This is a genomic window from Pusillimonas sp. T2 (assembly GCF_002236805.1).
GTDB lineage: Bacteria > Pseudomonadota > Gammaproteobacteria > Burkholderiales > Burkholderiaceae_B > Neopusillimonas.
This window is the reverse complement of sequence record NZ_NIQA01000007.1, coordinates 125,019-151,540: the sequence shown is the minus strand read 5'-3', so window position 1 is coordinate 151,540 and position 26,522 is coordinate 125,019. Positions and strand designations below refer to the sequence as shown.

24 protein-coding genes and 1 pseudogene are annotated in these 26,522 nt (G+C 53.5%); 18 read left to right on the top strand and 7 right to left on the bottom strand.

Annotated features, from left to right (window positions below; translation table 11 throughout):
• The 14 genes and pseudogenes from PuT2_RS15850 to PuT2_RS11990 form a co-directional block, all read left to right on the top strand.
• A pseudogene (locus tag PuT2_RS15850) lies at nucleotides 1-568 on the top strand (hypothetical protein); the annotation flags it as partial.
• A gap of 12 nt (nucleotides 569-580) precedes the next feature.
• On the top strand, nucleotides 581-1,108 hold the full coding sequence (locus PuT2_RS12050; RefSeq protein ID WP_093971235.1) for a hypothetical protein: 528 nt from the start codon (nucleotides 581-583) through the stop codon (nucleotides 1,106-1,108).
• A gap of 74 nt (nucleotides 1,109-1,182) precedes the next feature.
• On the top strand, nucleotides 1,183-2,307 hold the full coding sequence (locus tag PuT2_RS12045) for a hypothetical protein (RefSeq protein WP_093971234.1): 1,125 nt from the start codon (nucleotides 1,183-1,185) through the stop codon (nucleotides 2,305-2,307).
• Between the two features lie 133 nt (nucleotides 2,308-2,440).
• Nucleotides 2,441-3,508: a hypothetical protein gene (locus PuT2_RS12040; RefSeq protein WP_093971233.1), complete on the top strand. Its 1,068-nt coding sequence runs from the start codon at nucleotides 2,441-2,443 to the stop codon at nucleotides 3,506-3,508.
• 189 nt (nucleotides 3,509-3,697) lie between these two features.
• Nucleotides 3,698-4,324, top strand: a complete 627-nt coding sequence (locus PuT2_RS12035; protein WP_093971232.1) for a hypothetical protein — start codon at nucleotides 3,698-3,700, stop codon at nucleotides 4,322-4,324.
• A gap of 26 nt (nucleotides 4,325-4,350) precedes the next feature.
• A complete protein-coding gene (locus PuT2_RS12030) occupies nucleotides 4,351-5,280 on the top strand; it encodes a hypothetical protein (protein ID WP_093971231.1) in 930 nt (309 codons plus the stop codon).
• Between the two features lie 104 nt (nucleotides 5,281-5,384).
• Nucleotides 5,385-5,981, top strand: a complete 597-nt coding sequence (locus PuT2_RS12025) for a hypothetical protein (protein WP_093971230.1) — start codon at nucleotides 5,385-5,387, stop codon at nucleotides 5,979-5,981.
• 374 nt (nucleotides 5,982-6,355) lie between these two features.
• Nucleotides 6,356-7,288, top strand: a complete 933-nt coding sequence (locus PuT2_RS12020; RefSeq protein WP_143516163.1) for a hypothetical protein — start codon at nucleotides 6,356-6,358, stop codon at nucleotides 7,286-7,288.
• Nucleotides 7,278-8,063, top strand: a complete 786-nt coding sequence (locus PuT2_RS12015; RefSeq protein ID WP_093971228.1) for a hypothetical protein — start codon at nucleotides 7,278-7,280, stop codon at nucleotides 8,061-8,063. The genes PuT2_RS12020 and PuT2_RS12015 overlap by 11 nt, the downstream gene beginning before the upstream one ends.
• 14 nt (nucleotides 8,064-8,077) lie before the next feature.
• Nucleotides 8,078-8,476, top strand: a complete 399-nt coding sequence (locus PuT2_RS12010) for a helix-turn-helix transcriptional regulator (protein ID WP_093971227.1) — start codon at nucleotides 8,078-8,080, stop codon at nucleotides 8,474-8,476.
• A gap of 10 nt (nucleotides 8,477-8,486) precedes the next feature.
• Nucleotides 8,487-9,266 (top strand): hypothetical protein, encoded by a 780-nt coding sequence (locus PuT2_RS12005; protein ID WP_093971226.1) that lies wholly within the window; start codon nucleotides 8,487-8,489, stop codon nucleotides 9,264-9,266.
• A complete protein-coding gene (locus tag PuT2_RS12000) occupies nucleotides 9,259-10,185 on the top strand; it encodes a thioredoxin fold domain-containing protein (protein ID WP_093971225.1) in 927 nt (308 codons plus the stop codon). Before PuT2_RS12005 ends, PuT2_RS12000 begins: the two co-directional genes overlap by 8 nt.
• A gap of 3 nt (nucleotides 10,186-10,188) precedes the next feature.
• Nucleotides 10,189-11,073 carry a DNA/RNA non-specific endonuclease gene (locus PuT2_RS11995; RefSeq protein WP_093971224.1) on the top strand — a complete coding sequence of 295 codons (885 nt, stop codon included), beginning with the start codon at nucleotides 10,189-10,191 and terminating at the stop codon, nucleotides 11,071-11,073.
• Nucleotides 11,074-11,308: 235 nt separating this feature from the next.
• Nucleotides 11,309-12,364 (top strand): site-specific integrase, encoded by a 1,056-nt coding sequence (locus PuT2_RS11990; protein WP_158214039.1) that lies wholly within the window; start codon nucleotides 11,309-11,311, stop codon nucleotides 12,362-12,364.
• Between the two features lie 295 nt (nucleotides 12,365-12,659).
• Here the strand turns inward: PuT2_RS11990 and PuT2_RS11985 are convergent, their stop codons facing one another.
• Entirely contained in the window at nucleotides 12,660-13,220 is a 561-nt protein-coding gene (locus PuT2_RS11985; RefSeq protein ID WP_093971222.1) for a hypothetical protein, read from the bottom strand.
• Nucleotides 13,221-13,471: 251 nt separating this feature from the next.
• On the opposite strand from PuT2_RS11985, the gene PuT2_RS11980 reads away from it, so the two are divergent.
• Nucleotides 13,472-15,715: a phage integrase family protein gene (locus PuT2_RS11980; RefSeq protein ID WP_093971221.1), complete on the top strand. Its 2,244-nt coding sequence runs from the start codon at nucleotides 13,472-13,474 to the stop codon at nucleotides 15,713-15,715.
• A 67-nt stretch (nucleotides 15,716-15,782) separates the two neighbouring features.
• Here PuT2_RS11980 and PuT2_RS11975 read toward each other — a convergent pair whose 3' ends face one another.
• Entirely contained in the window at nucleotides 15,783-17,240 is a 1,458-nt protein-coding gene (locus tag PuT2_RS11975; protein ID WP_093971220.1) for a replication initiation protein, read from the bottom strand.
• Between the two features lie 1,108 nt (nucleotides 17,241-18,348).
• On the opposite strand from PuT2_RS11975, the gene PuT2_RS11970 reads away from it, so the two are divergent.
• On the top strand, nucleotides 18,349-18,792 hold the full coding sequence (locus PuT2_RS11970; RefSeq protein ID WP_093971219.1) for a hypothetical protein: 444 nt from the start codon (nucleotides 18,349-18,351) through the stop codon (nucleotides 18,790-18,792).
• Here PuT2_RS11970 and PuT2_RS11965 read toward each other — a convergent pair.
• From PuT2_RS11965 to PuT2_RS11955, 3 genes are all read right to left on the bottom strand, one after another.
• Entirely contained in the window at nucleotides 18,789-19,835 is a 1,047-nt protein-coding gene (locus PuT2_RS11965) for a ParB/RepB/Spo0J family partition protein (protein ID WP_093971218.1), read from the bottom strand. The two genes, PuT2_RS11970 and PuT2_RS11965, sit on opposite strands and share 4 nt — an antisense overlap.
• On the bottom strand, nucleotides 19,832-20,554 hold the full coding sequence (locus PuT2_RS11960) for a ParA family protein (RefSeq protein WP_093971217.1): 723 nt from the start codon (nucleotides 20,552-20,554) through the stop codon (nucleotides 19,832-19,834). The genes PuT2_RS11965 and PuT2_RS11960 overlap by 4 nt, the downstream gene beginning before the upstream one ends.
• A gap of 560 nt (nucleotides 20,555-21,114) precedes the next feature.
• Complete coding sequence (locus PuT2_RS11955) at nucleotides 21,115-21,645, bottom strand: hypothetical protein (RefSeq protein ID WP_093971216.1); 531 nt, start codon at nucleotides 21,643-21,645, stop codon at nucleotides 21,115-21,117.
• Between the two features lie 466 nt (nucleotides 21,646-22,111).
• Between PuT2_RS11955 and PuT2_RS11950 the strand changes: the two genes are divergently transcribed.
• Nucleotides 22,112-24,055: an integrase arm-type DNA-binding domain-containing protein gene (locus PuT2_RS11950; protein WP_023435196.1), complete on the top strand. Its 1,944-nt coding sequence runs from the start codon at nucleotides 22,112-22,114 to the stop codon at nucleotides 24,053-24,055.
• A gap of 34 nt (nucleotides 24,056-24,089) precedes the next feature.
• Here PuT2_RS11950 and PuT2_RS11945 read toward each other — a convergent pair whose 3' ends face one another.
• Nucleotides 24,090-24,728, bottom strand: a complete 639-nt coding sequence (locus PuT2_RS11945; RefSeq protein ID WP_029885977.1) for a substrate-binding domain-containing protein — start codon at nucleotides 24,726-24,728, stop codon at nucleotides 24,090-24,092.
• A gap of 119 nt (nucleotides 24,729-24,847) precedes the next feature.
• Between PuT2_RS11945 and PuT2_RS11940 the strand changes: the two genes are divergently transcribed.
• The gene (locus PuT2_RS11940) at nucleotides 24,848-25,141 is read left to right on the top strand and encodes a helix-turn-helix domain-containing protein (RefSeq protein WP_009459591.1); all 294 of its coding nucleotides are present in this window, start codon (nucleotides 24,848-24,850) and stop codon (nucleotides 25,139-25,141) included.
• A 22-nt stretch (nucleotides 25,142-25,163) separates the two neighbouring features.
• Here the strand turns inward: PuT2_RS11940 and PuT2_RS11935 are convergent, their stop codons facing one another.
• A complete protein-coding gene (locus PuT2_RS11935) occupies nucleotides 25,164-26,054 on the bottom strand; it encodes a LysR family transcriptional regulator (RefSeq protein ID WP_023435198.1) in 891 nt (296 codons plus the stop codon).
• Between the last annotated feature and the right edge of the window lie 468 nt (nucleotides 26,055-26,522).

The window sequence follows — 26,522 nt, the reverse complement described above, 5'->3', positions numbered from 1 at the left end:
ATCTAAGTGCTGCCGATTCGCGGGCCAATGCGACGGGCATTACAGCGTTGCGCAACATAGTGTGTTGGTGGCGTTGCTTTTGCCTGAATCGCTGCGCTGGGAGGGCTTGCTGCATGACGCAACGGAAGCCTACATGGGTGATCTGAGCACGCCGCTCAAATCGATGTTGCCAGACTACAAGAAAGTGGAGTCACGTCTTGATGCAGCGATCCGTATCCGGGCTGGCCTGCCAATGACCCCGAACCCTCTGATTAAACAAGCCGATGAGATTGCATTGGCGATCGAGGCGCGCGATCTGATGCCCGCAAGCGCCTTGAAGTGGCCGGTAGTCCAGCGGGTGATGACCGATGCCAATACGCGAGAAGATCTGCATCGTACGGTCAAGCCAATCGAGACCTGGCAACAGGCCTATGTGATGTTCGTTAACGCCATGCGCGCGTTAGCCCCCAAGTCCTTGTATCGGGATATTCCGGCTATGGACGATTTTCAATCTATGAACGAGCCCGTAGCCTTCCATATGCGCGATCCAGGCTCCACATACGCGCGTTCGCTGCGTCCTTCCTATTAAAGGAGTTGTGTCATGAACTATCCGCGTCCGTCCTCTCCGTCCCTAGTTGACTTGATCAGTGAAGTACAACAGGTCGGCCAACCTGTGTACCTATTGATGCCAGTCCAACAAGGTAGCGCCCGGGCTCTGGTGTGGGAATTGGGTCCACAAGGGCTTTTTGCCATGTATCGGCTACAGGCCGCCCGCGATGTGCAGCGCCATCAGGGACTCGTGCAGCTGGCATTACTTTCATCCCCACACTGGGTATTTGACGATACTTCGAGCCGAGCAGAGTATCAATGGTTGTGTTGCACAAATGAAGGCTTCTTCATTAAGGCCTGTGACGGTGCCGGCCAGTGTGTGGGGCAAACCGCTACGTTTAGCGTAGACGATCTTTGCGGCGCATTCGAGGCGCGCGAAGCTGATGAAGACTATCAATGGATGGCACATGGCTTTGTCTCACCCGAGAACCAGCACCATGCTGTAGTTGCGTGCCGCGACTATTTTGGCTACCTCGCCCAAGGCGGGGCGACTGCACAACCGGCGCGGATGCGCGGCTGAAAGATGCGGGCGAATCCATAGACCTTGAGTTCGCCGTCTTTTCCTTCAAAGTTAACTGCCCAAAGGAGGGCGTAATGGCCACAGTTTCCTTTCTTAACGATAACGCCAGCTTGCCAGGTCGAGTTACCCGAGGTTTATTCGGCACGATTGAGCCTACAGCGGATCTCGATACGGTGCGCTTTAAACTCGATCCGCGCCTGATTAACGTGTGTACGGGAATGGGTACCGGTTTAGTCAATGGAGCCAAAGTTCGTGCCCAGGACGTACATACGATCGAGATTGCCGACGATCTCAAGGAAGCGTTTTGTTGCTCGGTGGCTATGGGGTTATTGCGCGGTTGGTCAACGCTTTATCTGCAGGCAGGCATGCCAATGCGGGTGCTCGATCAGCTAAGCCAGGATGTGTACGCAATGAGCGTTGAACACAACGATCTTGATTTGCGAAGCAACACGCATCTGCTGAGTGGCCAGTCTCAAGCGTCCATGTTGACCTATGACTTCATGAACGCTGCGCGCACGGTCGTTCAGTTCATCCAGCAGTTGCGCGATCAGGTGCAACTGCAGCAGATTCCGGCTTGCTTTGGTGAGCTGGCCTATCAGCGTATTTACAACGATGAGATTGGTGAACAGGAGGCCGAGGAGCTGCGTGTTTATGTAGGCCAGAACACCCGCTTTAACGTGATGGATCCGGGTCAGGAGCTTGAACAGATCGAATGCTTGTTGCAAGGCGTTGAGGCAACCGTCGAGCCAACTCGTCTTATTGATGATGTTCCAGAGGGTCAGATGATTCGAGCGCAAGGCACACTTACCCTCTTTGTCCCGCGTCATGCCTCATCAGAGCATGTTGCTCAGATGGTGAGCCTGGTAGAGCAAAGCCCCCTTCGTTCGTTGTTGCTGGATGACACCACGCGTATCGATCCTGCATCGGTAAGGCTGGTTTCACGTAGAGCGTACAGCCTGGAACAAGCACCTGGCACGCCCGCACTCGCTCGCCCAGAAGGGGAGCAGAGCCAATCACAAGATTCACTGCAGGCTGTTCCCGCTACCGATGGGCTCGTGGTTAATGACCTGGATCCGCAGTCCATTATTCACGACCCGAGTGAGCCGCCGCTGACGCTTGTGGATCTGGATCCACTACCAGAAATTGAACCGATTGATGGCTACGAGAACCCTCATTCGAGCAGCTATCGTTTTGGCTGATGGTGGGCAGTCTGCATGTGCTCGCGTTTTCTGAAAAACAATTCATAAACCAATTTATGTTCCTTTGAGTGTTTTTTAATAATCATTGTTATCATATCGTTAGTGGTTATAAAATTGCTCAAAAGGGTGACGTATGAATCAATCAATGCGGTTTGGTTTATTGGCACTGGTCATGGCGTCGAACGTGTATGCGGTCGAGCCGATGGCCAGTCATGAATTGCTGGCAACGATCGAGCCGGTACGCTTAGCGCAACAAACCGTTGACGCTGTCCCTGACACCGCTGGGGTGGGGGGCGAACCCGTTCCGCTAAAAGCCTTGGTAAATGAGCGATCCACTGGCTCGCCACTCGAATCAACAGGCAAGCCGACCGCATCGTCTAAGGCGCCGGCCGGTCCTGCGATCGAGTTGATCAAAGAAGCTGTTGACCCTTCGCTCATTGAGCTGACGAATGACCAGATGCTTGCCTTGATGCAAGAGTCCATGCGCAATGGGCAGTTGGCCGAACAGCTTCAAGGCGAGCCCAAGAAGATGTTGCTTGAGCGAAACGATTACATCGCACGTCAACTGCTGTTGGCCACCCAGGCTGCTAAGGGAGCTGAGTTATCACGTCGCTGGGATCTTCGCTTACGTGCGCTCAAAGAGCCCGAGGTTATTGCAACCTATGATAGAAGCATGGACTGGTCCCATGTCGGGGCACTCGAGAAGTGGATCGGACAATCCTTGTTTGGAAAGCGTTATCCAGCCAAAGTGGATTTGGAGCTTCGTCGTCATTTCACGCAAGCGCTCGTTGTGGATCGCCAGACAAATCAAGCGGTTCCAGTTGACGCGCAGATGCAGGTGCAGGCCAGTCGCAATGAGCAGCCTGTTCCTGTTTTAACGCAAGATGATGGCCAAAGCGCGCTACTGGCCTGGAGTGAGCAGGTTGGGATTAACCATGTTGAGGTCAACATCTCGAGTAAGGAATTTACCAAACTTAAACTGCAAGCACAGGAAATGGTGACCGTACCATCGTTGGATCAGTTGGCCGCGCAAGCCTACAGTCAGGCCCAGTGGACACTGAGCGAGAAAACCAGTGTCTGGGCTGCCATTGGCTTGTTCGTTTTGACTATGTTGGGTGCGCTGTACTGGATGGGGGCGTTAATGCGTGACGGATTTCGTTATCGCGCAATGCAAAAAAAGACAGGAAATTGGAAAAAATGATCAAAGCGCAACCTGAGTGACCGTAGATCAAGTGATTCTGTTGCATTTTGTTTAAAATAATTAAGGACGAGCGGAAAATAATTGTCTTCAAATCCTGTAACTGAGCTGAGGTTTTCTTTAACATGAGTTGAAATGATGCCAGTTTCGCCCCCGGGCCAAGACGCATTAGACATAACTACGGATAGAACAGTGACAACACTATTGAATTTGGATCACGCCTTGCGTCTGAGCTACGGAGTGATAACGCCTGAACCGGCCCCTGTAGCCGAGCCCGACCCGGAGCGTACGCCGGCTGATGAATTGGCACTGCTTGTTCCGTTAGTCGAACAGTTGGTACCACGTGCCGAAGTCTTTGGCTATTTGCAAGATGGTGTGCTGTATTGGTTCGATGAGCATCACCGCCAGGTATTCCAACTGGCAGAAGTGGGCAATCCGTTGCCCGAACGCGTGGTGAAATTAATTTCCAGTGCCCAAGGGGCCTTGGTCATGTATGAAGATGTGGCCAGTGCTGATGTGGCAGGCTGGGGGGTAGTTCGCGCATTACGCCCCTACGAGAATGAGCGACAGTTGCACAAGGATATGATCAGGGTGTACGAGGCGACGGCCAAGCTGCTGGCCGAACGGGAGACAAAATTGGATGTCCCGGTTAAACACGGTTATGTGCTGGCGCTCGAAGCTCTTAAAGCTGCCTCAATCTCAATCGAGAGACAGCAGGAAAACAGTGCCGTGCTAAGCGAAGGGCTGCGCGTATTGGGTATGAAGCAGGCAATGCAGGCGTTGTTCGTCGTGCAGTCCCTAAACAATAATAATTTTTGAATTTATTTACAGATAGGTCCCTGGCGATGAGTGATAACAACGACTTCGTAGATGAGCGCGCCGGACGATTTTTCGACGCGATGGCCCGGTCCAAGCGCGTGAACGTAAGTGTACGAACCCCCGTGCGTCAAGACATGCCTGTAGGGTTTGTCCGTTCATTGCGAGTGGCGCTCCCAGCACTTGCGTTAGTGACAAGCGCACAAGCACAGACAAATACGCCCGAGTTGGTGTTGCAGGTCAATGATCAACCCATCGAGCAGATTGAGCCCATTGGCGCACAATTGCAGCGTGCGATTGATTTTGTTGGCACCGCAGCGGATCAATTCCCGCAAGTGATGCACTGCGCACGTGATTTCTACCAAGAGCGTGGCGACTATGAGCCTCAGGCTGGGGTATTGTTCCTTGAGCATGAGCGCGATGCCCTGCAGTCGTACGCGGAAATTGTCCAGTGGGCACACACCTACGGAAGGGATATCAAATTGGGAGTGGCCGCTTACTGCCAGAACCCCCAGGACTGGCAAGGCGTGATCATGCGTTGGGACGATAAGGTTGAGCGTTATCAGAACGCTTCGGTGCCTGATCAGGCTGCCAGTTACGTACTTGATCGCCGGGCTCAGCGTGCTGACACCCTGTATGGCGCCGTGCAATATGCCGCCTTGGTGCAGTCCGAAACGCAAGCCCAGTCCATGATGCACAAGGTCAATGGCTTTGACTGGGTTGGTGCGGCAGCTTCTTTGGCTGCCGGCGCCGCATCGATGTTCGGCCAAAAAGAGCTTAATGGAACATTTCGTGACACCGCACGACAGAGCCGGCGGGCCGAAGGCGTTTACAACCAGGCTGAACGGGCCGGAAAACGCCAGGGAGCGCAACGGTATGAACAGATCGGCCGTGTGATGGAACAGGCCTCGAGACTGGGCAAAATTCCCGCGCCAACCTACCGCCGCCCAACCTATTAAGATCAAGGCCTAGTCGCATGACCGGTCTTGGCTCAATTTAAGTCGCTCTTATTATCTCGATAAATAGTATTAGGTTCGAGATCTCTTTCTGAAGGTTCTGCGCAATGCCTTACGCTTTCATCATACTGTTTGGCTTTCTGGTGGTCTGGGGGCAGCTGCACGCCACCAATACGACCAATGCGCGAGAGCGCACCACCCACGGCCAAATTGACAGCGCGGTCAGCGCGGTAGTGTATTACGGCCAGTATGTGCGCGATGTAGCCGCTTATGCATCATCGCACCGAGATCGACTTAAAGCAACGCAAGACACGATCGGGGTTCAATCGGCCTTGAATCAGATTCGCGCAGACGGCACGTTGCCGGCACATTTGCAATGGTTTGACGGTATGAATGGGCTTGATGGATATTGGGATAGCTCGCGCAACCAACTATGGGTGACGTTCTATGTGCCAGCCAGCTCAATCCATCCGGTCGACAATCCGGGCGGACTGATCGGGACAGTGAACAAGAAGGTGTTGGAAAAATATGGCATCAAAACAGTTGCGGGGCATATCCGGCTCAATTCGGGCGTCAAGACGGTGTATTCCAGCGTGCTGCCGGCTTCTTGGCCAGATCCTGCAAATGGCATTGCTGATGCGCCGCCGTCGGCTCTTCCTGAACGGGCCATTGTTTACAGGATCCCCCTAAACCTTGATTATTAGTATCTAAAAGCCCAGACGCCTAGTTTAACCAAACTGTAACAAGACCGTTACTGATTAGCCACACTTATGCGCCCTGATAAGAAAAAACTTCCGATTTAGTGATAAAAAACATACTTAAGCCGAGTTTCTGACTACAATAAGCATACATTTACACATTTATATACAGATTGAGCATCTGCTGAGACGCATGCGCACAACGCAACAAGGTGAAATAACCGTCTATAGACTGGTTTCACAGCAGCTAATAAAAATTCACTTGTTGTAATTTCCAATAGTCACGCTTAAAATCAGAATCGATGTATCAATAGTAGTTAGTAATAAGGGCCCCGGCAAAAGTTGTAAGCGCATTTGGGTCCAGTTAGCGAAGGCTTACAATGAATTTGGAAACATGCGGGAGCCCCGAAAGAGATAGATGGGACGACGACTCTGTGCTCGATCAGCAGTTCGATCGAGAGTCGCGTGGGGCAGATAGCGACGACGAATTTGATCAACCCGTACCGCTATTGCGGGTGCTGGGGCAAGGATACAACGGTCAAGACCCCGATATCCTGAAAGAGATCAAAGCAATCGTACAGCGTACCAAAATCACGCTCAACGATACAGAACGCCAAGCGGTTGAGGCGCAGCTCAGAGCCCGTAAAGAGCAGTTAATACAGGCCGATGCGCATGGATACCCCAGCGCGCCGGATATTATCGAGCTGGCGTGGGTTGTAGCCGCACGAGCGATCTACGAAGCCTGCTTTCACCCCGAAATTCATTGTTCACGGTACGGTCATTACATGAACCTGGCCGCGTTGATCGGCGGCCTTGGCGAAGAGCCCCGTCTTTGTTTAAACATCTTGCGCGCCGATGCGTGGCGCCAGGTGCAGCGCAACGAGATCTACCTCAAAGGCGCGAGCAAGGAAAAGCGTGAGCAATACCAGCTACGTGTCTGGCAGCGCACCTACCGTACCCTCGAGTTTATGTATTGGGAAGCAGGATTTCCAATTGCCCTTGAAAGTGCCCAGGCCCAGGTCAAGTTCGATTGGCAGTCACCACAGTTTGCCGCAATACGCGAAGACAAGTACTCGGTTCTATTGGACTTGAATCACCAGAGCCGTGCTTTTGATCTGTTTGCCACGATCGAGGCTCAGAGCACGAAGCTTCGCCAGGAACGGCCGCACCCCAAAGACCCGTCACAACCAGCTTGGTCGGCATGCCAACCAGAGTACGCTGATCGTTCTTTTTCTTCCCACACCCAAACGCTCATTGAGCGCCAAAAACAACGCACAATTGCACAATCGCGGTATGAGTGGGATGATTTCTGATCACAAGCGTGTGGCCGTTGTGGCCAGCCTGTGCCTTGCGAGCATTGGCTCGGTGGTTTTCAGTGCGAGTGAACAGCACTGGATTGCGTGGTGTTTAGTGGTGATTAGCGCGTTAAGCCTGGGGCCCGTCGCGCGCGTTTTCTATTTTGTGTATGCCCATTGGCAAGCAGATCAGCAGGCCCCGTCCGCGTGTGATTCGTTTCAATGGTTTTGCCCCTGGGATCTGGCCAGCGCGGCAACGGGGCTTGTGGCTTTTTATTTCCTTAGCGCCCAACCTTCTGTTTTTCTTATCGCACTGATGTTGTTTGTTGTTGCTGTTCAACTGAGCCTGTCTGACCTTGCCCATCGGGTGGTAAGTGATATTCACCTGTTGGCCCTATTTGCATGCGCGGGCCTGTGGGTACTGGTAGCTGAGCACAGCGCCTATTATGGTCTGGCCGGAGTGATGGGCATGCTACTTGCGCTCGTTACGTTTGGGCTCAACGCATTTATTGGTCGTGCCCTGGGCATCGGTAGCGTCGGTGTAGGTGATGTCTATCTTGGCCTGGCTTTGGGCTTACTGCTCGGGCCACTTGTCGTGCCGGCACTGTTGTGTGCCGTCGTTGGTCATTTGATTTGGCAAGTCAGCGTACTCAAACTGCTGAAGCGATCACCCTACCTCACCAACCCACAGGCCTTGCCGCTAGCGCCAGCTCTGTGCCTGTCTGGCTACGGATTTTGGCTTTATAGTGCGGTTACACAGACAAAAAGCCGCTTGATTTTTGCTTTTATGTAATCACGATTAATATAATGAATATGCTTACAAAAGGGGAAGGAACACTATCGGATGGCTTTGGTCAGTGGGTCCGGGAGCATCGTAGGCAACGCAACATGAATCAAGTCACCCTTGCACGCGCAGCAAACCTCAGCCCTTCATTTATCTCTTCGCTTGAGAATGGAAAGCGATTGCCGCCAAGTTTCGATAAGGCCCAGTTGATTTGTGAGGCATTGGGCTCGTCATTGTGGCAAGCCCTGCGTGATGTCACCGGCGAGCTGGCGCAACCTGACCGTGTTCAAACCAGCACCAATGGGGCGGCCAACTATGAACAGTTCCTTGAGCGGCTTAGAAAACAGATCGACTCAGTCTTGCCCCCAGGACCGCGTGATCCAGTGAACCTGGATAAGAAGGCCGGGCAGGATAGTCTGTAAAGGAGTCAACATGAAACGTTATATCAGTTTTGCATTAAGCGCTTTGGTCCTGGCCGGCACGCTAGTGGCGCCAGCCGGAGCACAGCAGGCCAAAAACAATGACTTTCGGCTAGCAATGAGCGCGACGTTTCAGCGAATGATCCAAAGTTATCATCAAGGCGAACGCAGCCCGCTAAGTGGCGATATTCTTGATTCATCACGCCCGAACGTGGCTCAGTTTTTTGGTCGAAGAACCGATGCAAGCGTTGAACACGGCCCTCATAGCCCCGATCAAAGTATCGCGCTACATTACTATCGTGACGCTGTCTTGGACGGCAAGCGCACAGCGGCATGCCTGATGACCTTTGACACCAGCAATCCTGCTTTTTTGGCTGGATACGAGTCGACCGGGCTATTTACGAAGGGCGAGATCACCTATTACCTGGCTGCTCACGAGTTTGGACATTGCGCGGCTTTGCACCAAGCCTCTCTCGGAAATATGCTTTCAATCAAGCCGGGCAAAGACCAGGAGCTGTTTGCCGATCAATATGCCCTGGCGTTCTTCCTACTGCAGGACAAGATCAACACAGCCAAGAAAATCATCATTTTCAACCGGCAGAATGTCGCAAAAGATGATTTTCACCATCATCCTGATGAGTTGCAGGCGTTCTTTGATGCTTTCCCACCGCTTGATGATTCGTTGCGTGCCAATGTTAAGAACACCTATGATCTGGTGGCGCTGACAATAAATGTGGCTGCCAAAGCTCAGATTCATTTGTTGGCCAAAGCACAACAGGTTGCCAATGACTAAGGTCGAACAAACGCGGATTCTTGGTCCTCGGGTTAAACGCTGGTTTTCAACATTTATCGTTGGGCTTGCTTTCCTGCCCAGTATGGCCAAAAGCGACGCGGATCCGCAGTCGCCCCCGGCCAACGTCGCGGCTTTGCTTGTCGAGAAAGAAGATCATGTTGTGCGCACATTTGCGGTGCGCGAAGGACTTACAGGATGGGTGGTTCAAAAGGGCGGCCAACAGCTCGTTGTCTACACATTGGCTCCCGATGATTGGATGCTGGTCGGCTCGCTCTATGACAATCCAGATAACGACTTGACGCTGTCTTACCTGCGCCAGTACACCAACCGGTTCGATGATGCTGCAGACCAGAAGTTGCCGGCGGCGCTCGAGGCGTCTGAGGTCTTTGACACACTGAAAACACTGACGTCTGTCGTCCAGCCTAAAGTCAAGCCTGGCCAGCAGGCTCAAGCGCCACATGCCGTCTACATCCTGGTTGATATGCAATGTCCGTACTGCCACTTACTTTGGCAAGTGCTCGAACCAACAATGCGAGCAGGACAAGCAATTCATTGGGTACCGGTCGCTTTTCTTGGTCAGGATAGCTGGGAACAGGGCGCGCAGGTGCTTGCTGGTCAAGACAGTTATGCCTTGATGAGTGCATTCATGAACGGCAGCACGCCGGCATCTAGCGACCACCCAGCGCACACTGAGCGTTATGACACGGCCAAGCTTCAGATCGAGCAAGCAAATCGCCTGATGGTCGGCGCTGGTCTTAGCGGTACACCAGCCATGATTTGGAAAGATGCACAAGGGCAGATCCGTCTCGCGCAGGGCATCGCTTCGGTCTCTGAGCTTGAGTCCATCCTTGGTGTGCCTTTGAAGCCATTGGCTCCAGAGCTGCAAAAGCGGCTCGATACTGTGCTTAAAGGTCGTTAACAAATGCTGCGTTTCCAACAAGCCCTGGGCATCTGCCTTTTAGTGGGCTCACTATCTGCGCCTGTAAACGCCAGCGTTTTCTCGTCTCTGGTCGATAAGGCGGTTACCGCCGGCATAGAGCACGCGGCAACGCTGGTGACGACGAGCACAGGGTCATCGGCTACTCGGTCAGGCATTGACTTCCCGGCGCGGTGTGAGCAACATTACGTGGACGCAAAGGCTCCTGTCATCCTCAACCCACGATTAGCGACGGCCGCACGTCATCTATGCGCTGATGCGTTCGCTACGCTGCATTCTGGTGTCGCCCGTGTTCCGCTATATTCCGCCCAGTACCTCACCCCTGGTCATATCCGGGCAGCACAAGAAGTAGGGCGCTCGGACAGTTTCTTTGAGGATGGCCGTCTAAGCCCGGGTGAGAGAGCGAGCCTGGAGCACTACAAAGGCTCCGGGTTTGATCGTGGGCACCTGGCCCCTTCGGCCGATATGCCAACGCCGGCGGCAGACGCCCAATCGTTCGTGCTCTCGAATATCGTTCCTCAGGACCCTGGTAATAACCGTACGGTCTGGGCCGCCGTGGAGGCGGGTGTACGTGCGATGGCCAGACACCGGCCTATCTATGTCATAACGGGCGTTCTTTGGCTGGAGTCCAAAATTACACGTATCGGGGGCGATGCCGGAGTGATGGTGCCCTCGCATTTGTATAAGGTTGTTTTTGATCCAAGTGCTCACAAGGGTAAGGGTGGGGCAGCGGCTTACCTTATTGAAAACAGATCAGATCGCCGCGAGCGTCAGATAACTGTTAAAGAATTAGAGGCTGTCGCGAAGATACAGTTTTTCCCAACTCGTGTTGAGGTAGCGCCAATAGTATTGCCACGACCTCGTTATTGAAGATATGTGGGCCACTGTTTATCTATATCCGAATGAGGATTCCCGCGATCCGGTTGAAATAGAGGCAATTGAAAAGGCGGAGGCGTTTCTAGCAAACTTGCGAAGCGCAGTGGGCGCGCAAAAAAAGAAAGATAAATCTTCAGCGCCAGACCGTCTAAAGACATCAGGTTAAGTTCATAGATCTGGATATTTGCACAGTGTTGCTGTATAAATGCAATTAACAGTCAACAGATCTATGCAAACAAAACACCCTCTCCGCTCAAAGCCAGCGCTACCTCGAAACACCAACTCCCTGTTCAACAAAAGTTTAGCAGAATGGAGGGCGGATCCCGATCTGGCGTTTCAATCCTGGTTGCTCAATCAGGGTTTTGGCCAGCGATCCTTTACGGTTTATAGAGCGCAGTGGGGAGTTTTCACCCAATGGTGCAGTGAGCAGAAGCTCGATCTTCTGGATATCCAACCCGCTCACATTAAAGGCTTTCTGGCCAGCCTGCTCGAAAACAAGCTGAATCAGCGCCATCGCTACTTGCGACTGATCGAACGCGCTTACGACGCAATGCTTCAGTGCGTCGACAATGAAACCTTGCAAGCCAATCCAAACCTACACAATCCAGTTCGTTCCTACCAAGTACTTTTTGACCCGCATTGGAAACAAGCCCAGGCCAATGATGCAACCTTTTTTTATCTAGGCCCAGAGCGGCAGATCTTATGTGACCACATGCGCTCGTGTACAGAAGGATTGGGAATGAAACGACTTGATGCCAACGGCAAGTCACCCAAACGGAACCTGCGTGACAGAGCGTTGGCCAGCCTTTTTTTACTTTGCGGCCTGAAAGTCTCCGAGGCGCTGGCCCTTCGCCTATCGCACCTCACATCTAATTCTGATGCCAGCGTCTGGGTGAGGGTGCTTGGCACGAACGCCCACTTAGCGCGTGTTCAGAGTCTTTCTGGAGAGGGGGCGCAGTGGCTGAGCCAGTGGTTAGAAATTCGTCGCAAAGAAATGGGTGAAGACAAAGATGCCCTGGTGTTCTGTACTCAAAAAAATGAGCAGGGTATGCATGCCAGCACGGTGGCTCGTGTGATTCGTGATTTCTTCTCCCCGGTCATCAAAGCCTATCCGGATATCGGACTGGTTACCGCACAACACTTGCGCAACAGCTACGGCGCGATGCTCTTCGAGAAAGAAGTGGACATCAACGAAGTAGCCTTGCGCCTCGGTTACGCCGAGGTGATCTCCGCGGTACGTTTGCACGAAGCGTGGGCTCAGCGCCAAGAGCAGTTTCGCGGCTAGACAACCATCGCTGGCCAGAGCTGGCTTGCGTAACGGGCTTAGTCTCAGTCCATGGGGCCTGACTGTTAATTGCGTTTGATCTAAAGGACGTTAGTTATCCACATTTTCTGTGCATAACCCTGTTGACACAGCCGATTCGCGTTACACGTTTCCTACTATGGTGGGGATGTTACGGCGCTAAATAGTTGAGCCGGGGGAACATTTTTAGTGAGCGCTATCAGGGCCCTATCAACGGTAGGTTGTTTGTGTAGTTAATGCTCAGCGCCATTGGCTGAGCAGGGAATAAAAGCCAAATCTAGATGCGGTTGTCGATCCAGAATGGCTGGGGTTCAGTTTCCGTGGCATCAAGGGGGCGACCCGGCCTCGTCCAGGCATATCGATGTACCTCCAGGAGGTGCTGAATAATTCCCTCGGCGTCTTCAGGACGAATAGAGATGTCTACTCGGTACAAACGAGTTGAAACATCCTGTCCAATTCTTTGAATATCAAATATCAGAGACGCTTTTCGGTAGCCTGGAGCGCTGCCGTAGGTGACCAGCTTAGAGGAGAAATACAGCGTTTGATCCGTATCCGAGGAGCTCAAAAGCGAGGCCGCGGCAATCTCCTCTGTGGCCATGCGTTCGGCGTGTTGAGTGGCGGAACGTTCCCGAGCCCATTGTTTGGCTACAGAACTAATTTGAGCAACAGCATCGTCGTCGATTCGAGCTAAGGCTTCGGCAATTGTGTAGCCCATTTCTTGCAGCCAGTCGGAGCGATTAAGCACCAAGGCGCAGAACAGCGCTTCTCCGGTGGACATAGTGCCAATACCGACAGTCGCTGCCGATCGTACCTTACGCAACAGGTGCTCAATAGTCATGTCCCTCTCAATTATTAGGTGCCATGCGGCGTTGTGTCGATTGTAGAGCGCTCGGCTTTTTTTTGGCGCGCCCGCAGAACTGATAATTCAGCGCTGGCCACGCCTTTGTCCGTAAATTATCAGTGTACAGAACCAATTTTGAACGTCTACGCTCATCATTAATGGTTAATTATTCCCATAATTAACCATTGTATTTTAGTGTGAAAATGCCGTATTCTCTAGCTTAAGCTAACTTTCAGCCTTATAGAGCTATGCCTGCGATCGAGAACCTTATTCCCACACGCTACGTGGGTTTGCATCACATCGCCCTGTTTCGCGCCTTCTTCGAAGAAAGTTTGAATCTGGCCGACATCGCCGATCGCTATCTGGAGACCGGCCGAGATCTCGTTGCGGCTCGTCGCACGCTTCTGATGGTCCAAGACGCGCTAATCGCCGCCGGCATGCGTAAGAATCACGACTTGGATGCTTTGGAGCTTTTGCGTGTGCCTGAGGCGGTCGTGCGTGGCCTACGGGACTTTGCCGCACTGAACGACTCGTTGGGCGGTAAAAGCGTAGAAAACAACCGGAACGAGCAATCTGAGCACTCGCTAGATGACCAGGAGTCAGCGCCAAACTTCGAGGATTTCGTCGCAGCCTATGACCCAGACGGTTTCTTTAGCCAAGAGGAACAGCTGGAGCATTATTACGAGCACTATCCCAGTGCCCTGAAGGTGGATCGCCAGCGCTACGGGCAACAAGCCCTGGAACACAAGGTGTCGGCACTTAATTACCTGGATGACCGAGCAGAGGCCACGGCATCGGGTCAGGTGAGCGCCACTGGGCAGGATCGGGCCCGAGAGCTGGCCCATAGTAGTGCCCAGCACCTTCGTCGCCTGGCAGCCAGAGTCCGGTTAATTAACGAGCTCGAGCCGGTGGCTGCGGCCGAGCCGAGTTTAGATGATCAGGTATTCGGTTGGTTCGATCCCAGAGTTGCCTTACGTCTGGCACATGCTGGCTTGAACACTCTGGGAGACATCGTTGATTGTGCCAATCACGCGGGCTATCGCTGGTTCAATCAAGTACCGAAGTTGGGAGAGCACACTGCAGTGCGGATTCTAGGCTGGCTTCGTCACCATGAATCAGCTCTTGGATGCGAGATCATGCCCTGGGCCTACACGGCACGTTCACAGCTAACAAACGCCTCAACCGGGGGCGACTTAGTCACAGTTCCAGGTTCTGACCTTCACTCGACTAAGTCGGCACGCCAACCAGCCTTGATTGGCCCTCGCACCGACCAAATAGCACCGCTTGAGCGCTTTGTAGTCCCAGCGCGCCTGGATGGGTCCGCCGGAACCAATCGCTATCCAACTGAGCGAAATCGATTAGAAGCGTCCAACGACTACGAAGCAGTGCACATATGGCTCAATCGTTATCGGCACTCCCCCAATACCTTCATGTCCTACAGAAAGGAAGTAGAGCGGCTTTTGCTGTGGGCGATCAAGGCCCGAGGTAAACCGCTGTCTTCGCTGGGCGTGCAAGACGCCAATGACTACGTCCAATTTTTGTTCGATCCTCAACCGGCCAGTCTATGGGTGGCAACGAAGCGCTATGAGCGTTATCACCCCCTCTGGCGCCCTTTTGTTAACAAGAACCGTCCAGCGGATCGGGACCTCACCCCCGATAGCAAGACCAGTACGCCCGTGGATCTGCTGCACGATCAGCCTAGTGGCAGCATGACGCGCGATAGTATCAAGTTAAGCTTGACCATTATCAGCAACATGTTTAATTGGCTGGTTGGTCAACTTTACCTGGAGACCAATCCGTTTGCCGCCCTTCCAAATTTCCGCTCGAACCGGCAAATAAAGGCGCATCGAAGCTTTAGCCAGCGCCAATGGGATGTAGTGATTCAGCACCTGGAGCAGCTCGACCTTGATGACAGGATGAACAGTCGCTTAGCTTTCATTATTCGCTTTGGATTTGGGACCGGTCTGCGTCTTAACGAGCTGGTGCGAATCCGTACAAGTGACTTTGAAATTGGAGATCTGGGGGCGGAGCTTCACGACGTCTGGTTCTTGAACGTGCGTGGAAAGGGGCAGAAAGAACGCCAGATTCCACTGGCCCGGGTACTGGTGCGTGAAACACAACGCTACCTGGTTGATTTGGGTTTGCCCGATGATCCTAGGCAGGCCCCTACTGCCCTACCCTTGTTCCCCAGCACGCGTGACAAGCTAAAACCTATTTATCACTCAGTGATCTATCGCCAGCTCAAAGAGTTTTTCAACAGCGTTGCGCGAAACATTCAGGACGAAAGCCCTTCACTTGCTAAACATTTTTTGAAAGCAAGCACCCACTGGCTGCGCCACACCCATGGATCGCTCGCTGTAGAAAAAGGGGTATCACTACCGACAGTCATGGAGTCCCTCGGTCATGCCTCATTGAAAACAACCAGCATCTATGCTCGCGCTCAAGAGGCCAGAAGGCTGCAGGAGATGGAAAAATTTCTGGGTGACGACTAATGGCACCTGATTGATTGCGCGTCGGCTGATCCTGGGCGGCTGCTGCCCCACCCTACTCTTTACCGGCCTACTTCGCTTGGCCGTTTTTGTCTTGCTCTGCGACCAGATTGGCAGCCGCAAATTCATAGAGCTCTTTAGCTGAAGGCTCTTCTGGCCAGAATCGTGCGCTGAGCCATAAACCAAACGTTGATTGCGCCACTGGCGAAGGTTTACCAGAGGTTATTGAACGCTTTGCGCCGGCTGGCAATGACCGATACTCTTTACTCTCAAAAAACTCCGTCACGTTCACTTGCTGCTCTTCGATCGACATCTCTGCGTGCAACTCCAAAGCCTCCGCCGCACGTGAAAGCTTGTAGTCTGTACGAAGTTGTGTCAGCAGCTGTTCGGAATCGACCTTCGTTTTCTTTGGCGCGGAATGCTCATTGGCAAGCTGAGCCTGCGCGGCCGACGTAAGGTTCGAGTATCCATTTTTCAACGCTCGTTTGAAGTACGCAGCGGGAGAATCCAGAGGTGTGAGTTTCTTATTCTCTTCACGCTTCTTGGTCACCAGGAGCGCTTCGTCAATCTGCACAACGGTGTACTCGGCCATCAGATCTGAGGCTTCGTGCTGTGAAATGCCCAACTGCATCATCTTTTCCAGCAAACGCGTATCCAGAATAGCTGGAGCCGAAAGCGGCAATGAAAACTGTTTGGCTGGCAATACCTTGAACTGAAGATCCTTGACTCGTCTCCCGGACCGAAACTCGATCAGCTCCACATTCAGGTCTGAGGTGGAATTAATTTCAGTGACCGCCGGATTGATCACATCGCGCTTGAAATACTTGTACTGTACATTCTCAGTATCTTCGTGGCTACCTGTCAGCACGTTATGCCACCACTGCCATGGCTGGCGACCGGTTACCTTGCTAGGATTTGTAAGGTAACGCTTGCAGATTTCATATAGAACTAGACTCGCACCACGACGAAACTGTGCCTGGTAGTACAGCGACAGTTTGGTGTATTGGTTTGGTTTGAGCACCATAGACTCGACTTCGGGCGGGAACATATAGCCCAGCATGACCGGTTGAGTTGAGTTCTTCTTACGCCCATCACCTTTGACAAGCTTAACTGAGGCTAATAATCGCTCTGAGGTCCACGCCATCTGATCCTCGTGATAGACGCGAACATCCTGCAGCTCGTCAATGTGGCTCTTAAACAGCTCCGTATCCTTGCTGTCGTAATTCGCGTCAGCAGCAACCTCACCCAGCGGTACCCAAAAGTACTTTTCCCCGCTTTTGATGTTTCTGGGTGCGTCCTGGCCTGGTTGTCCGACCTGCTGCGCACGGTACACAAGCACGTTGAAGATCTTGCGCGACAACAGGGTAAGTCGGCCCTGCTGAACACGTAGCCCAATGGAGTCATTGCTCTTGGAGAACTCTTTCTCTCGCAGCTCAATGTCATCCGATACATCAGGCACATCCACAACGATCAAGCCGTTGGAGGCGGCAGAGGTTTTCGTTCGAGATTGCCGTGGGGCACGTGCCATGTGCAGTTTAGGTGAGAGATGTTTGTGGGGATAGCAGCAAGTTTGAACCAAAACAGTCAATGATTCAACACATTTTTTGTTATGGGGGCGTGACGCTACTCACCTTTAGTTGCGATCGTTAAGGTGAGAGAGCCANCTCACCTTTAGTTGCGATCGTTAAGGTGAGAGAGCCAACTTCCCTGTAAACGCTCACCTTTATTCCTTGATATTCGCATCCCTGTAAAGCCTCACCTATAGACTCTATGGTGAGCATCTACAGGGAAACTATGAGCTGTATGTCTTCCATTGCAATGGTGAGACGATACAGGGAAGGACGGTATACGGGACATTGAGGTGAGCGTTTACAGGGAAGCAGTAAGCAAGCGCAAGGCCATGTCGATAAAACTACCCTGTAAACACTCACCTTAACGTAGGAGTAACGCCATGAAGAGGATAAAGGTGAGAGGTTACGGGGTAACAAATGAGGTTCTAAGCCGGACTATCACCTTGTGGCTTTGCCTACGTGCTGTTAGAGGTGAGACGATACAGGGAAGTGCCAGCCAAACTTCCCCGTAAAACCTCACCTTTAGCCCCCTCCCCTGCTGTTGCCAGACCCGGACCATCGGGGAAACATCTACTGCAATAAGTAAGGTGAGCCTTTGCAGGGAAGCGTTCCCTGTAAAGACTCACCTAAGCTGGTTTACTGGTGTTAACTGTTACATGGACAAGCCATTTCCCTGTAGGCTCTCACCTTATTGAGCAATCTTCCCTGTATCCACTCACGTATTCCCCCGTATAAGCTCACTCAATTTTGCTCACTTCCCCGTATCCACTCACCTATTTCCCCGCAGAGGCTCACTCTTTGCCCTGTAGCGTCTCACCAACTCAGCGCTAAGTGGTTAAAAAATATGGAAATTCCGCCCTTTAACTCTTTTAAGCTTTTCAAGGGTGTTTACTAATTCAATACACTCAATGCCCATCGTTGCAAATGGAGCACTTCCCTGCAACAGCTCACCTTTGGCGAGCAAGAGTGCGTTTTTTATGAAGTTCCTCCAGAAAAACTATGGTTTCGCCTGGATTTGTGATTTTCCATTGACCATACTGTTGCTTCTCACACACTGGAAAGAAGATGATCTGGAACCGTGCAATGATTCGCTACGTAGCCATCTTAGGCTTTATAGGTATGGTTGCTGCCGCAACCCTCGCCATAACCAACGCTCATGAAATTAAGCAACAGGTCAATACCGCATATTCATCTGCGAAAACCTGTATTGATGCCGCAAAAATTACCAGAGACACAACATCTAATTTGGCTAAGACTACATATGCTACAGCTGGGCCGATTGCCAAGTACGTAGACTACATCCGGTCGATATTTGCCGCCCAGGTCGACGGGGCCCTGGGTGAGCTTGATATCGCGGTAACAGGCCACACAAACCGTGGCGAGTTAAAAGGTTCGACACCAGAGCAAACAAAAAAACTACAGGATGCGTCCAATTCTCTGGGGCGGTTTATTGACCCGATCGCTGAGTGCTCGCAGACGCTGCAATCACTGCAGCGTCCGAAAGGTTAATCACCTACAGCGAAAAGGCGCTTGAGCTCTTCAACGATTTTGATGCGTTTTTCAGGGTCAAGGGAATTTACTTCCAAGACAACCTTGCCGTTGTCCCATTCTTTAATTGCTCCGATCTTATCGTCGCCGTCGAGAATTTTGTACTGGCGTGATGTTTCATTTCGTCGTCGAGGAGTGGCGCCCTTATTTTCGAAAATGGTGCGGCGATCCGCCACGTCCTTGCGGCCCCAACCATTAGACAGAACTGATTCAGCAGCCATGCAGGCTTCACGCTCACCCGCTACCTTATGCAACAAAACGATTTCGTAAAGCGTGGACAGTGCGAACGCTCCTGGATTCTGTTCAAGAATTTCCAAAACTTGAGCAGGCAAGTTCAGAATTTGCATGGTTTTGTTGACGTTTGCTTTTGACATCGAGATGCTTTCAGCGATCTCAAGTTCAGAGCCAAATACCTTTTCCTGCAACAGACTTTTCCAGCGAATTGCGTTATCCAGTGGGGTCTGAGGATTGGCTTCTGCATTCTCCTTGTAGGAGAGCACGTAAAGCTGCTGCGTACTTAGCTGCGGATAGACCATCAACTTCATGGTCTTTAGGCCTGCTAGCGGTAAGGCCCTACGTCGGTAATGACCGGCGATTAACTGAAAACGATCGCCTTTACGCATGGCCAGGCCGGGTACCAGTTGCCCACGCAACTTGATGTCTGCCGCTTTCTCGGCAATTTTTTCCGGAAGGTAGATGGCCCGAGCGTTAAAGGGATTGTCATCAATAAGCTCGAGATCTACCTCCATGTACACAGCGGCAAGTTCGTTGCTCTGCCCTGCCCCGCTCGTTGGGACTGCAACGGTCTCGCCAACGGACTGAGTTCGTGTTGCGGTTGACTCTTGAACCTTCTTGCCAGAGGTCAGTCGCGTGTCAAACGCTTGATCAAATGGAAATGGCTTTTCTTTGAGGGTCTGCGCCGCGCGATCAAATGGGTCAACTGCAGGCTTTGGTGCAACATTAATAGGATCATCGGCATCATCTTCAAAGCGATTCTTGCTCATTTAGCCTTCTCCTTAATATCAAAAACTTTTAAAAAATCATCTGCAAGATGATCAAGTTCCTCGACTGCGGCAGCTGGGCGGTTCTGTTTTAGACCGTGAATGATTGTTCCGAACCATTGGCATTCTGCGTAGGCGTTACGTTGAGTCAGCCCTTTGCCAAGCTGAGGTATTAGACCTTGGCGTATGTGGTCGATCTTACCGAACTCTCTTTGGCAGGACTCGAAGATCCTTCCACGTTTTAGGATCGATAAAACGTAGAACAACTTCAAGTCTGGATTACGTTCCTTCGCTTCATCACCTAATTTAAATGCTTCGCGAGAAGCCCAGATGTTATCGAGAACTGGGCCAATAGGAACAATCCCAACGACAGAAACGTTCAAGGCGGCCCAAGGAATTTGGCTCTCGGTTGAAGGTGGGCAGTCGATGAGGATGAAATCAAAATCTTCGCTGAAGTTGCGCAGTGCCCCGATCAAGTGTTCAGGATCACTTTTAAGCGAGATCACGGTTGCCGGAAATGGCTCTTTCTTGCGTGCCTCTGCTCGAGCAAACCAGGTCGACGCAGTTTGTTGCTTATCCATATCGATGATAAGTGTTTTGTAACCCCGCATGGCGAGCAAGCCACCTAGCTGCATCGTTAGCATGGTTTTCCCGCACCCCCCTTTTTGGTTGTAGACCGTAATGATCTTGGCTTTATCAAATAATCGTGGTCGTCGTTCCATGAGCTGCCTCGCATTGAAGTTTCACGCGTGAAACCAGGTTCCAGGTGTGCAGAATGTTAGTCATTCGGCTGATTTTATAGCAATGCTTGCAAATATAAAAGAAAATAAAATAAGAGAGCCGGGTTAATTGAATGTGTTTGCGGTTTCACGCGTGAAACCAGCATCTTCTTGGCGGCCGGGGCTCTATGGATCAAGCTCATTGTGCGACGTCAAGAGTCTGCTTCAGTGCTGTCGGGACGAAATGATGGATGCGGAATTGCGACATCCCGGTTTCACGCGTGAAACTGATGTGGATGTAATGTGCAAACGGCCTTTGCAAATGTGCAAGTAATGCTCTTGAGTGCGCTAACGTCAGCAAAAGGAGTAATCACGCGCAAGGCTGTGTTGTTGGTGGCTGGTTTCACGCGTGAAACTAGCGTCTTCCTGGCGCCGGGGGTTCCACGGCCCAAACGCATTGTGCGCCGTCAAGAGTCTGCTCTAGTGTTGTCAGGACGAAATGATGGACGCGTAAATGGGCGTTCTGGTTTCACGCGTGAAACTCACCACGACTTTAACCGCGATCACTCAAAGCCAAGATTCAATAGGTACTGGAGAAGTGGTGAGTTGGGGTCAAGGTTGTTCGCAGGGCCAGCATGCACATCAAGACCCGCCCCTTCTTCAATAATGTAAGAGCTTAAGCCTGCTCCGTTCAATGTTTCGACCAAGGCACCAGCCTGCTCAGAATCGAAGAGTCTCAAACGTAGAAAAACGGGTTGATCGTCTGTAGCTAAATCAGTAGAAAGGCTTTCTGGAGCCGAAGGCCACAAGTAACGTTCATCGTCATATATGACTCCGGGGCCACTAGCAATGAAGTCCGGGTTAATAGTCCAATCAATCTGCTCATGCCTAGAAATGCCAGGCAAGTGATTAACTGAATCAATACTCTTAAAAATAAAATGATTGTTTTCCAAATGTGGACGGTGAGTTAGGTCGTGTATGCCTTGCGTAACACTGATAGCCAGCTGTGCAGCTCCGTAAACAATGCCGTATCCAATGATGATGACAATGCAGGCAAGCGTGATTGACTTCGTAATCAAGCCCAGGATGCTCATGTGCTCGCGATAGACGCTAGATTCAGGGCTAGAATCCACGGTTTGGGCGTGGCAATAGGTACTACCCAAAGTGAAATCCACCTGAGGGCGTCGCAGGTGGAGCAGGGAGTACAGCTTGACGTTCTGCCTCAATGCCCGCAAGTCGTTTCACGCAGTCCTCGTACACTTTCAAGAGGTTAAACGACACAATTTCGGTTCGCTCTGTAATGCTTGGCAATATGGAGAAACGATCCCGCTCCAAATTTTGATCCACAGACTTCTACTGGGGTCTGTAGGTCATTGAAAAAAGGAGCTTCGGCTCCTTTTTTCATTCCAGCGAGTGCCACGGAAATCCACCCACAGCTACCGTTTTTGAGTGACCAAATAAGGCACAAGAATATGGGTGGGTTGGCTACCGGATAGTTGCTGGGGCTGAGCGGGAACCATGACGAGCATAGGGCCTAAGTCATTACTTAGGAGTCTCGAAATGGCGCTCTCTGATCTGACCGTCCGGCAGGCGAAGACCACCGGAAAACGCTACACCCTCTCCGACAACGACTGCCTGGGCCTGATGGTCTCAGCCGCAGGCGGCAAGTCATGGCAATTCCGCTACTACTGGCTGGGCAAGCAAAAGCGCCTGTGCCTGGGTGGCTATCCTGCCCTCAGCCTGCGCGAGGCCCGGACCGAGCGGGACAAGGCCCAGGCCCTGCTCGCCAGGGGGATCGATCCCCAGGTCGAGCGCGACCAGAAACGGCACGCGGCCAAGCTGGCGGGCGAATACACCTTCAAGACCGTCTTCGATGCTTGGGTAGAGCATCGCCGCAAGGAACTCAAGGAAGGCCGTCAGAGCACGCTTTCCCAGATCCTGCGCATCTTCAACAAGGACGTGCTGCCCACTCTGGGAAAGATGTCGATCTACGACATTCGTCGCCCCCAGCTCCTGGGCGTCCTGGCGGCGATCGAGAAGCGCAAGGCGTTCACCACCGCCGAGAAAGTCCGCACCTGGTTCAACCAGATGTTCCGATATGCGCTGGTCATCGCCGAGGGACTGGAAGTCAACCCGGCCGCGGACCTGGACGTGGTGGCCGAGCCCAAGCCCCCGGTGGCCCACAACCCCTACCTGCACCTGCCCGAGATGCCCGAGTTCCTTCAGAGGCTCCGGCTCTACAACCCCCGTGGCTGGCAGACCCAGCTTGGCGTCCGGCTACTGTTCCTGACCGGGGTGCGCACCGGCGAACTGCGGTTGGCCGAACCTGAACAGTTCGACCTCGACAGGGGCTTGTGGATCATCCCGCCGCAGATCGTCAAGCAGCTCCAGGACGAAATGCGCAAGGCGGGGAAGCGGCCGCAGGACGTGCCCCCCTATATCGTGCCGCTGTCCCTGCAGGCCATCGAGATCGTCCGCTACCTCCTGGGCGCAATGCGGCCGGCGCAAAAATACCTGCTGTCGCACCGTAGCGAACTCAAGAAGCGCATCAGCGAGAACACTCTCAACAAGGCCTTGCAGCTCATGGGCTACGAGGGGCGTCTGACCGGCCACGGCATTCGTGGCACCATCTCGACGGCGCTCAACGAGATCGGCTACCCCAAGATTTGGGTGGACGCGCAACTTTCGCACTCCGACCCGAACAAGGTGAGTTCGGCCTACAACCACGCCAAGTACGTGGAGCCGCGCCGCCGGATGATGCAGGACTGGGCCGATCGCCTCGACCTGCTCGAACAGGGCGAAGTGGGAGCCGCGAGCGCGCACCTGACCATCCGTATCGACGGGGTGCCGGCGATGGCGGAAGTGGAGGACGCGATGGACGCGGCCCCCGCGGTGGCCGAGCAGGCTCCCTCCGTCGCCCCGCCAGTGGTGGCCACGCCCATCGTCGTGACCCCGAACAGCGGCGGGATCACGTTCCAGCGGCTGTCGCAGGTGCCGCCACCGCCGACGCATGCCCCGGAGCCCGAAGTCTCTGCAATCCAGCGCGAGCGGGAAGAAATGCTGGCCATGTACGAGTCGCCGAACAACCTGCCGGTCCCGCTGTTCGGCAAGCTGGCCGGAAAATCCAAGGACCAGATCAACCGCGAGCTGAAGGCGGGCAAGCTGCTGTCCATCAGCTTGGGCAACCGGGGACAACGCGTTCCCGACTGGCAACTTGTACCGCTCAAGCACAGGCTGGCTCAGGTGCTCATGAATCAGTATCCACACGCGGATTCGTGGGACCTGTACCGCATGCTGACCCAGCCGCACCCTGACCTGGGGGACCGCGCGGCCATTGATACGGTCACGCCGACCAACGTGCCCGCGATCATCCGGGTCATCACGGGCGACTACCAGCACCATGCGGATACGCCCGAGACTATTGCCCCGCACCCCATCCCCGAGGATGTGCGGCAAAGCGTCCGCCGGTTGGTTGATAGCGCAGTGGTGCTTGAGGGTGCCTGACACTCGCGCTTCAACCTATGGCCGCGGGCGCCTGCTACGCAGCGCCTGCCCTGGCAACTTCCATCGCTCTGCGCTCGAACCGCTCAAAAACGGAGTCGGCTTGGGCGTGGGGCCGCTGCAGGTATGTCACGATCTCGTAGGGGCCGTCTGAAAGCGGGCGCATAGTGATCCCCCACGCATGGGCACGCTCAATGCGCGATTGCGCGGAGAGCCCCACTCCGTAGCCAGCGGTGACCCAAAGCGCCATCATCTCGAACGAAGTCACATGCTGAATGCTCTGTTGGCTCAACGGAAGGGAAGACAGTCGCTGATCGAGCAGTAGGCATGCCTCCGTCGGCCAGCGAAACACCGGATAGTCCAGAAGCTCGGCAAGCGTGATTTTCGCCTGGGCAAGTAAGGGGGACCCCAGCGGCATTGCAACGGCCATGTTCTCGACCCAGAGCGGCTGGCTTTTCACGGCCGGAGCACCAGTGTTCCGAAGCGACATTCCAGCGTCATAGCGGCCTTCCTCAAGGCCCGTCATCAGGTCGTCGCCTGAGGTCTCAAAGAACGCGATGGTGACTTCCGGCTCCTCCGCTCGCTGTAGGGCAAGAAGCGTTGTGAGGCAAGAGGATGGCACTCCAGGTGCGATAGCAAGCCTGAAATGGGAAAACTGGCTGGTGGCGTCATGCATGAGGGCCCCCAATAAGCGATCTGTCCAGAAAGGCAAACCAGCGTCGCAGGAAAGAGTGAAGTTTAACGTCGTTATTTTTAACGTGGTTAATTGTGGCAGATTGTTTGACGCTTCTGCTAATGCAGAAATCAACAATTCAGCCAGGCCGTCCTTCTGGCACATCGACGTATGAATCCGAGTCGGCGTTAGCCTTCGGACAGGCCGTGCGCGCTGCGCGCGTCGCTCAGGGAGTCGCGCAAGACGAGTTCGCATCTCGGGCAAGCATTTCGCGTTCTCACATGGGTAAGATCGAGCGTGGTGAGCACGTGCCCACGCTTCCGCTCATACTGAAAATTTCTACGGCACTCGGAATAAGCGCGGCTGACCTGATGACGGCGACCGAACGCAATCTGCGTGCCGACACTGATCCCTGAGTGTCTGGCCTGCCAGGCTTCGTCAACCGTCCGAAGAGTCGCGTAGGCGAACGATAAATCGCTCCACCGAAGCCGATAAATTGCTGCCGTCGGGCCGAAGCAGGTAGGTCGTGATCACGGCAGAATCCATCGCCAAGGGGCGGATCACCACATCCGGCCGTTGGGAGATGGGAATCTTGGTCGCCGTCATGAAGCCGATGCCGTAGCCGGCGCCGACCAAGGTGAGCATCATGTCGAGCGAGGATACTTCCTCGACAACATTCAGCTTGTGCTCCAACGTGTTGAGCAGCCGCTTGAGTTCGCGGCAATAGCCCTCGCATACCTGCGGGTCGCACAGGACAAGTGGATGGCCTTGGAGTTCTTGAAGTGGCACCTCCTTGTAGGTGAGCAATGAGTGTCGAGCTGGCACAGCAATCACCAGCGGGTCGCGCCAGATTGCTTCGGCAGCGATACCGTCGCCGACATCGGCCGTGTGCGCGAACCCGATCATGAAGTCGCCCGAACGCAAGCCACGCACTTGCTCTGCCAGAGGCACCTCTGACAAGCGTATTTCGATCTCCGGCTCCTCGGCGCGACAACGAGCCAGAAATGCCGACAGCCGTGGATCGATAGCTCCATCTGATACTGCAATGCGCAGGCTACCGCGCAAGCCTGCTGCCACAGCCTTGGCGTTTTCACGAGCCTGTTCCAGCACAGTGAATAGACGGCGTACATCTTGCAAGAAGACCGCACCCGCCGCCGTCAGAACTGTTCCTCGCCGGTTGCGGTCGAAGAGCACTACGCCCAACTCGTCCTCAAGTTCCTTGATGGCTCGTGATAGCGGTGGTTGTTCGATATGCAGGCGCTCAGCCGCCCGCGTGAAATGTAGCTCCTCAGCAAGAACTACGAAGCAGCGAAGATGGCGCAGCTCCATAGGCCACCCTCCCGTTCCGACTTATCCAACACTGTGCTATCTCCCTATAGAAGTGACTGCCATTCTGGCGGCGGCGAGTTCGGCCACGTCTTTGGAAACTTCTGGCTGAATGAGCCAGGGCTGGGTTGATCGTGCGATGGCCCGAGGCCGGCACAACACCAGGCGAGCCTGATCAAGTCCGTGGGGTGGTCAGGATCAGACGAAGGCTATGTCCAGCCATGCACGTCAATGGACGCCGTGCATCGCCTCCGTCCGACCCTTGGTCGATTGCGAACCAGGCGCCCGAACACGCCTGCGGTTGATCATCACCTGCGGATGCTGAGGCTCTGCTCCTGGCCCGAGCCAAGGCAAGTACCCCGTCAAAATCACAACGCCTTGGGGCAGCAGGCAAATGCCGGCGAAAATATTCGCCGGCTCCAGTTGCTGGCCGGGGACCTGCGGAGCCAGAATGCCTCTCACCAGAAAGTG

Excerpts from the sequence above, each read along its gene's own strand:
- PuT2_RS12045 (WP_093971234.1), top strand. The coding sequence starts at position 1,183 with ATGGCCACAGTTTCCTTTCTTAACGATAACGCCAGCTTGCCAGGTCGA.
- PuT2_RS11980 (WP_093971221.1), top strand. The coding sequence starts at position 13,472 with ATGCCTGCGATCGAGAACCTTATTCCCACACGCTACGTGGGTTTGCAT.
- PuT2_RS11950 (WP_023435196.1), top strand. The coding sequence starts at position 22,112 with ATGGCGCTCTCTGATCTGACCGTCCGGCAGGCGAAGACCACCGGAAAA.
- PuT2_RS11935 (WP_023435198.1), bottom strand. The coding sequence starts at position 26,054 with ATGGAGCTGCGCCATCTTCGCTGCTTCGTAGTTCTTGCTGAGGAGCTA.
- PuT2_RS12015 (WP_093971228.1), top strand. The coding sequence starts at position 7,278 with ATGATTTCTGATCACAAGCGTGTGGCCGTTGTGGCCAGCCTGTGCCTT.
- PuT2_RS12025 (WP_093971230.1), top strand. The coding sequence starts at position 5,385 with ATGCCTTACGCTTTCATCATACTGTTTGGCTTTCTGGTGGTCTGGGGG.
- PuT2_RS12010 (WP_093971227.1), top strand. The coding sequence starts at position 8,078 with ATGAATATGCTTACAAAAGGGGAAGGAACACTATCGGATGGCTTTGGT.
- PuT2_RS12005 (WP_093971226.1), top strand. The coding sequence starts at position 8,487 with ATGAAACGTTATATCAGTTTTGCATTAAGCGCTTTGGTCCTGGCCGGC.
- PuT2_RS11940 (WP_009459591.1), top strand. The coding sequence starts at position 24,848 with ATGCAGAAATCAACAATTCAGCCAGGCCGTCCTTCTGGCACATCGACG.
- PuT2_RS11945 (WP_029885977.1), bottom strand. The coding sequence starts at position 24,728 with ATGCATGACGCCACCAGCCAGTTTTCCCATTTCAGGCTTGCTATCGCA.
- PuT2_RS12030 (WP_093971231.1), top strand. The coding sequence starts at position 4,351 with ATGAGTGATAACAACGACTTCGTAGATGAGCGCGCCGGACGATTTTTC.
- PuT2_RS11985 (WP_093971222.1), bottom strand. The coding sequence starts at position 13,220 with ATGACTATTGAGCACCTGTTGCGTAAGGTACGATCGGCAGCGACTGTC.
- PuT2_RS11955 (WP_093971216.1), bottom strand. The coding sequence starts at position 21,645 with ATGAGCATCCTGGGCTTGATTACGAAGTCAATCACGCTTGCCTGCATT.
- PuT2_RS12000 (WP_093971225.1), top strand. The coding sequence starts at position 9,259 with ATGACTAAGGTCGAACAAACGCGGATTCTTGGTCCTCGGGTTAAACGC.
- PuT2_RS12040 (WP_093971233.1), top strand. The coding sequence starts at position 2,441 with ATGAATCAATCAATGCGGTTTGGTTTATTGGCACTGGTCATGGCGTCG.
- PuT2_RS11975 (WP_093971220.1), bottom strand. The coding sequence starts at position 17,240 with ATGGCACGTGCCCCACGGCAATCTCGAACGAAAACCTCTGCCGCCTCC.
- PuT2_RS11965 (WP_093971218.1), bottom strand. The coding sequence starts at position 19,835 with ATGAGCAAGAATCGCTTTGAAGATGATGCCGATGATCCTATTAATGTT.
- PuT2_RS12020 (WP_143516163.1), top strand. The coding sequence starts at position 6,356 with ATGAATTTGGAAACATGCGGGAGCCCCGAAAGAGATAGATGGGACGAC.
- PuT2_RS11990 (WP_158214039.1), top strand. The coding sequence starts at position 11,309 with ATGCAAACAAAACACCCTCTCCGCTCAAAGCCAGCGCTACCTCGAAAC.
- PuT2_RS11995 (WP_093971224.1), top strand. The coding sequence starts at position 10,189 with ATGCTGCGTTTCCAACAAGCCCTGGGCATCTGCCTTTTAGTGGGCTCA.
- PuT2_RS12050 (WP_093971235.1), top strand. The coding sequence starts at position 581 with ATGAACTATCCGCGTCCGTCCTCTCCGTCCCTAGTTGACTTGATCAGT.
- PuT2_RS11960 (WP_093971217.1), bottom strand. The coding sequence starts at position 20,554 with ATGGAACGACGACCACGATTATTTGATAAAGCCAAGATCATTACGGTC.
- PuT2_RS11970 (WP_093971219.1), top strand. The coding sequence starts at position 18,349 with ATGATCTGGAACCGTGCAATGATTCGCTACGTAGCCATCTTAGGCTTT.